At 49.9% G+C, this 7,015-nt stretch carries 5 protein-coding genes and 1 pseudogene; 1 reads left to right on the forward strand and 5 read right to left on the reverse strand.

Features of this window, described 5'->3' with window-relative positions:
* From VB714_RS26345 to VB714_RS26365, 5 genes and pseudogenes are all read right to left on the reverse strand, one after another.
* Positions 1–367, reverse strand: a pseudogene (locus VB714_RS26345) (hypothetical protein); the annotation flags it as partial.
* Positions 368–374: 7 nt separating this feature from the next.
* A complete protein-coding gene (locus VB714_RS26350; RefSeq protein ID WP_323228237.1) occupies positions 375–1,454 on the reverse strand; it encodes a hypothetical protein in 1,080 nt (359 codons plus the stop codon).
* Positions 1,455–1,483: 29 nt separating this feature from the next.
* Positions 1,484–2,440: a hypothetical protein gene (locus tag VB714_RS26355; protein WP_323228238.1), complete on the reverse strand. Its 957-nt coding sequence runs from the start codon at positions 2,438–2,440 to the stop codon at positions 1,484–1,486.
* 95 nt (positions 2,441–2,535) lie between these two features.
* Positions 2,536–5,739 (reverse strand): hypothetical protein, encoded by a 3,204-nt coding sequence (locus VB714_RS26360; protein WP_323228239.1) that lies wholly within the window; start codon positions 5,737–5,739, stop codon positions 2,536–2,538.
* Positions 5,740–5,761: 22 nt separating this feature from the next.
* Entirely contained in the window at positions 5,762–6,343 is a 582-nt protein-coding gene (locus tag VB714_RS26365; protein WP_323228240.1) for a hypothetical protein, read from the reverse strand.
* A 175-nt stretch (positions 6,344–6,518) separates the two neighbouring features.
* Between VB714_RS26365 and VB714_RS26370 the strand changes: the two genes are divergently transcribed.
* A partial coding sequence (locus VB714_RS26370; RefSeq protein ID WP_323228241.1) for a hypothetical protein occupies positions 6,519–7,015 on the forward strand: 497 nt, incomplete at its 3' end.

A 7,015-nucleotide genomic window follows, 5' to 3' on the forward strand; every position in this document is an offset into this window, starting at 1 on the left:
AGCTATTAATGGGAACGCGATCGCCTGAAGTCGTTTTAACGCCGGGGTCGGGTTTATCCGTTCCCGATTGCTTTCCCTCCCAACTGAACATGAGACTTATCCATTGTTGAACGAAGGTTTTAATCAGTTGGGGATTGCGATAATTTCCCTCTTTTTGTTCGATAACGAGGGCATTGCCATCGACTAATTGAACGTTGGTGATTTTGCGTTCTGCTAGTTGGCGATTGGCGATCGCGATTTGACAGGAAGAGAAGGCCAATATGATAAACGCGCAGGCTAAAATTAACTGACCCAGCGTAATTTTTTCGCGAAACTTGGGGATGAGATCTCGATGCCGATCTTGTGGGGGACGGGGAAGAATCATCAATTTTCTCCTAAACAAACTTACTCGCACTGACGCTAATTAAATCTACGATGCGCTTGGTATTATTGGAAATACCGCGATATAAAGCAATGCCGCCGCCGCTACTAATTAACACGGCCAATATGGGCGCAAATATGGCTAAGAAAAAGAGAAAGGCAATGTCGGTAATTAATTCTCCATTCGAGTTAACAACGACGATCGCTGTCAAACCGACGATAATGTTGTAACCCAACTGCATTCCAAGCAGGGAAATAAAACCGATTAACCAAGCAAAAATCGGTCGTCCTTGCAGAGGTAATAATGATAGTCCCATTGCGATCGGTGCAAAGGCTGCGGTTAAGAGAAGGGATGCTTCAAGAAGGTTGACAAATGCCCATTGAATAGAACTAAGAATGAAACGGACGATGGGGATGGCAATGCTTCTGAAGACCGAAGCGGAAAAATTACCATTGGCAATGTTTTCGCCGATTTGTCCGGGGTTGGCGACAACGCTAAAAAGTCCCTGCACGAAATCCCGCAAGGCTTGTAGGGTTCTGCCATTGGCTTGTTCGGCTTCTGCGAGGATTTGCTCGATCGCCGGTCGATTTTCTGTCAGGCAGTCGGCGAAGTCCGATCCTTGTTGTCCGATACATTCGTTGTAGATCGCGTCGATTTGTTCGCGGGCGGCCTGAGTGATGCTGATTTGTTGGAGGGCTTGTCGGAGGGTAAAATCCGATAGCTGAATCTCTTGAACTGTCTGGATTTCGTTCAATCCAACGCCCCGAATAAATTTGATGCTTTCGGAGAGCAAACCGCCATTATTGCCCAAAAAGACCGCCACGATGAGGGGCCAGATCAGCATCGTTGCCAAACCCGACCAAGCCTGCTTTTCAATGATTTCTTTGCCTTCGGTAACGGCAAGATAGAGGACGGAAGCACCCGCTAAAGTGAGTCCGAGAGTGACGAGAGCGATCCAAAGGGCGGATTGATTGTAAAAAAAGATGGTTTGATTCCAGAGGGAAGCCCAAGATTGGGCGGTATTATTCGAGAGTTCGAGGGAGTCTCGCAGGATGTCTAATGCTTGTCCTGTCGTGGTTTGTGCGAGTAACATGAATCTTCCGTAACTGCATTGCGCGAGAATTAATTGGGGTTACTTAACAAGTCTTGGGGATCGAGGGCTTCGGAAGCAGCATTGGAGGAGGCTTCTACATCTGCCAAGCCGGGCATCCGAATCAAGCCCATGCCCGACGTAGCAGCAACCCCCGCCGAGGCATTCTCCCGTCGCTTGGCGGTATTGGCTTCCGAGAGTTCCTTGGCCTGTTGGGCGTTGAGAAGGTTGTTCATGGCGCGATCCACCCGAGCCTGTTGATTTTGCTGGATGATAATGCCCTGACGTTCTGCGGAAAGTGCTGTTTGCTTGGCTGAGAGTGCGGCTTGTTGGGAGAGGTTTTGCAGGATATGCTGGCTGACATCCAATCCTTGGGATTCCGTTCCCAACTGTTGCGATTCTTCTCCGAGTTGGAGGGCATTTTCTACATTGGCAGCGATCGCGGCGGAGAGTTGCTGGAGTTCCTGTCTGGCATTGTCGGAGAGGGTGGCATCATTGGCAATCTGTTGTGCAGATCGCACGGTATCTTGTTCGGCTGCGTCCTCTTGAATGGCATAAGAACCATTGGGCTTGTTTTCCAAAGCACCGGCTAGTTTTTCGCGATCGCCCTTAGATGTGGTTTCCTCCTTATTTTCACTAAATAAATTGCTGACAATTTGACCGAAATCGGGAATCTGGATGTTATCGATAAAAGAGGAAATGGTTTGTTTGAGGGAGTCGAAGAGATTGACATTCCCTTGCAAAAGTTGGCCGAGGGTGTTGGATTTCACCTGCTGTTCGACAGTATTGGCGATCGCCGAAGTATCGGGCAGAATGCGATCGATCTCGGCTTCTAAAGCAGTTGGCTCGAGGGGTTGGAGTTGGGAGTCAATTTCCGGGAGTTCCTGCGATCGCGCCGGGTGGGATACCACGCTCAATCCCAACAAGAGACCGCACGCGGTTAAAGCGAGGCGAAAGTGGAGGCGGTTATATCTGCATTGTTTAATCATGGTCGATTTGGAGTTGAAAAGGCTTGTTGTTGCGCTTTAGCGCTTGTTTGGGGAGAGAAAGATGGCGATCGCCTTGGACAAGTGGCAAAAGAAAACTAAGCCGATCGCTGCAATACTTCCTCTCGTTCTGTTGTGAGAGTATGGTTGCGACCGATGCGATCTAAATCCAAACCCTGCTTGATGGCTTCGACATATTCTGCCGAAAACTGCTTGAGTCCCAGCATTCGACCCCGCATCGTATTGGGATAGGCGGACATTACGCGATCGCGGGCATTCAATTCGGCTTGGTTGTTGGCAACAGTTGCGAGGGTCATTTCTCCCGGATAAAAGCGGCACTGCCAATAGCGCCCGCGACTTTCAATCAGCCAGTTGGAGTAGAGTTCGGAACGTCGGGGAAGGAAGCTCTCGGTGGCATTCTGCTGGATGATTTCGGGGGTGTATCCCAACTTTTCCACCCAAGAAGCGGCACCGTTGGCCGTCAGCCGTCCCGTCAGACGATAGACCGTGTTTTGCAGGATTTGCGCCCCGGCGCTACAGTCATAGATGCTATCGATATCTTGAGCCAGCAAAAGAACGCCAATGCCGTTTTTACGACCCACGGCACAGAGTTCCCCCACCGCTTCGGCAAACCCGTCTTTTTTGAGCAGGACCGAAAGCTCGTCCCCCACAAATAAGCTCTTGGGACTGGCGAGGGCGTTGCGAATGCAGGCAGCATGGGCATTGATGGCCATCAAGTATTGATCTTGTTCGTTGCTCAATCCCGAAAGGGCGAAAAACTTAATGGCGGGTTCGGGGGAAAAGGTGCTGGGTTTGCCAACGGCTTTACCCAAGGGAGAAGCCAGCAAAGCCGTCACTTGACTGTGAATCTGGGCGATCGCGGCGCGATCGATGTCCTCAAAGTTCTGCAAGTTGAGTTGTTCTTTGGAGCAAAAGTGGAGGAGGTCTTTTAAAGTAGGGATATCCTGCCATTGGGGAGACTTCCAACCCCGTTCAAAAGCGAGATTGTAGCGTTCGATGATATCGGCATCGCTGAGGAAGGCATTGAGGGTTTTGAGCAGGATATTATCGACGCGCTGTGCTAATTTGGGGTCGTAAATCTTCCCCATTGCAATGCTGGTGAGTGCCTTGCGAATGAACTCTTTCCACTGTTCCAAGCGAGGTGCGCGGTCTTCCTTGGCAAACTGGCGCAGGTCTGGGGGTTCGAGGAGATTGGAACTGCACCGGGTAATGTCGTAATACGCACCGCGATCGCCCAGCAATTCCACGGCGGTCTTAAAGGTGGAACCGCTTCCCGAAGAGATATCGATGCCCACTACGGGAATGTTAGCAGCCAGCGCATCCAAGACGAAACGCCAACCGAGAACGCTTTTCCCCGATCCCGATTCTCCCGTAATGATGGCGCGACTGGCACTGTTGTGGATGAGATCGATGTAAACGGGCTTGCCCCCTTCTGTGAGAAATTCAACCCCCTTGGCATCCAAACTGCGAACCACTGTAAGGGGTAAAACTCCGGCAATGGTTTCTGTATCGAAGACCTGTCGGCGTTCTTCGAGTAAAGAACTGCTGTGCAGCAACCAACTCGTTGTTGTCGGGAGGGTTTCCAGCCAGATTGCCCATGCGATATTGCGCTCTCTCAAAACCTTAGCAGAGCCGAAGCTGTTAGCGAGGGTCATGCAAGCGAGATTGAGTTGGTCGCTGGTAGGGCGATAAACGAGGAAAGCGACGGCAGCATAGATGGCTTTTGCTCCCTTGTACAGTTTCTTTTGCGCGTCAAAGCTCTCTTCTGCCTTGACTTCTGCCCCTGCATCCCGTCCCTGTCCTTTGGTGAGGGCGCGTTGTTTGGCGCTTTTGGATTGTTTGGCTTGCCTCGCCAAATTGTCCTGAATTAAAGTGTTGGAGGCAGCGCTAATTTCTACCACCGCTTCCGTATCTCGAACATAAGTTTTGCTGAGAATCTTCCACAGCCAGCGCAGTTGTTCTCGTTGATTGTTCCATCCTTCCGGCTTTTCCTCCATTGTCAGCACCGCACACTTGGCATTGCGACCGGGAAGCCAGATACAATCGTTACTGCCCTTATGTTCGGGGCAGGACGAACGACCGAATTGCCCTTCGATGAGGACGGTACAGGGGTCTTTCTCGCTGTGTTTAATCTCTTCGAGGCGATAGTCCGTCGGCGTTTCTTCCAGTTGCAGGAGTTGGGGAATGGGAGGTGCGGGAATGTCCCGATGGTTAAATTGATGCCACATCCACTGCCACAGTTCGCTACTATTGCAAGGTCGGACTTCGAGACCGATTTTGGTATTGAGCAGCAGTTCCCAACGAATGTATCCTTCTTCAAAAGATTGCAGCAACAGCCGCTTGTAAAAGCGTTCTTGGTAAATCTGTTCGTTGCCCGTAAACCAGCCTACAGTTTTCGCACCTAACTGATAAAACGCCCCGATCGCTTTGGCAACAAAATCCTTGGAAGTCGCCCCCGAATCTCGATTGAAGGTCCACGTACAAAAGATAATTTGCTCCCATTCTTGCCGAGTGCCGTTGAGGGTCAATTCTTGAATGCGCTTCTGCTCGTTTCGCATCAGGATGGCAATGGGTTGTAGATTGCAAGTATCGGCAGTTTGGGCGAGTGCTTGCTGGCGATCGCTATCCTGACCGTAACAGGCGGTGCGAATGGTCATTTTTTCACCGGAAGGAATGTCTTTGAGTCCCTCTTCTAAGTTAGAAATGGCATTGGCAATCTCGCTGCGAGAGAGGAGATTGTGGAAGCCCGAAGTACGAAAGCCAAAGACGACTTGATATTGTTTGCCTTTATTGAGGAGATAGCCGGACACTTCTCTGCGGTCTTTTTTAATCGTTACCAAACCGACTAAATCTTGATAGTTTTGAAACGGCATAAAGCGCCTCCTTCGACCGTTTTGGTCGGGTGCGACAATGGGTTTGATGTGAATGCGAGTTTGGGTATCTTGAATGCGTTGGCGCAAGGCTTTGGGACGGTTTTCCAAGAGGGGAGAAAGGTAGCGCAAATTACCATTGCACCATTCATAACCGGGGGGCATTCTGAATTTATCGACAAATAAATGGGGTTTATTTCCCGTTAGCAACCACCAACTGACGATGAGCCAAAATGTCACTCCGAAAAACCAAGGCATTCCCAATCTCGAAAAGCCATTGGTGATGAGGTAGGAAGCGATCGCGATCGCCAGCCAAGGGATGAGTTGATTGGCGGGAATCATGCCGATACTGGCGGGTTTGCCCAAGATTTGATTGACAGGTACGAAATCTTTTTCTGGGTCTTTCAGCATGGTTGCACTCCGATTCTTGGGTTTAAGTTCCGGTGCCGACGAAGAGAAAGGTGATAATATCGACAGCAATGACGATGGCAAATGCCAAGCCGACTTGAGACACGATGGGTCGCCAGTCGTTGCCTTGTTGCGCTTGGTTGTAGGCGAAGAGGGAAGCTCCGGCGACAATGAGGAGGAAGACTCCTCGGATGAGGTTAAAAATCAGTTCGATGACATCATCGGTAATGGTTGCACCGCTTCCACCCGATTGAACCCCTTGAGCCAGTTCTTTGAAGAATTCTTCCAGTCCTGAAAGAAAGATGGCATGAGCAGGGGTCTCGAAGAGGGAAAAAGTGAGGGTAGCGGTTAGGATGGTGAGAGCGATATGCCAGAAGCGAAGGGGGATTCCCGACCCTTTAGCAATGTGCCACAAGCTGAGAAGAGGGATGCTGAAACTGCCTAAAGTGGTGATGAAAACGGGGTCTTTGAGGGTTAAATAGATGCTTGCACCGAGGCAGATGATGATGAAGGGGAAGTCGCGGGGGTGGATGGGTAAGCGTTTTAGGAATGGAAAGCGAGGCGGTGTTGTTGAAGGATAGAGCCTCGGTAGAGTTCTGTCGTTCATGGTTAAAGTTACTCGTAAATGGGGCTAACTTCAACGTAATGAGAATTTTTAGCAACGCGATCGCTCGATGCGGTTAATTTTGGCGATCCTTGTAGGGGGTTAGGAAGGGTGAATCATTTTTTTAATTGGTGATTGAGATTTGTTAAACTGGGATCGAGCTAGTGAGGCAATCTTCGTGTCAGAGACTCAATTACTTCCTATTTCTAATTGCGATCGCCCCGACTACGAGGGAGATATTATTTTTGTTCACGGTTTGGGTGGAGATGCTCGAGGTGCGTGGCATCCTGACGATAAACGGGATAATGATGATTTCTGGCCAGTTTGGTTGGGTGAGGATTTACCAAATTTAAGAGTTTGGTCTCTCGATTATGATATCGAACCCTTTCGCTGGAAGGGTCAGACTATGCCCTTAGTCGATCGCGCAACTGATGTTCTCTCCTGCTTGGATCTCGAAGTTGGGGATCGTCCTATTTTCTTTATCGTTCACAGTATGGGAGGATTACTGGTCAAACAAATGCTGCGCCATGCTTGGGATTTTGGCGATCCTCGTTGGAAAGCGATCGCAGAACAAACAAGAGGAATTATCTATCTTTCCACGCCTCACTCGGGTTCCGATCTTGCCAATTGGGTGAAAGCGATCGGCACAATTTTACAAGCGTCTGTCAGTGTTGA

The sequence above is a fragment of the Spirulina sp. 06S082 genome (assembly GCF_034932145.1).
GTDB lineage: Bacteria > Cyanobacteriota > Cyanobacteriia > Cyanobacteriales > Spirulinaceae > CCY15215.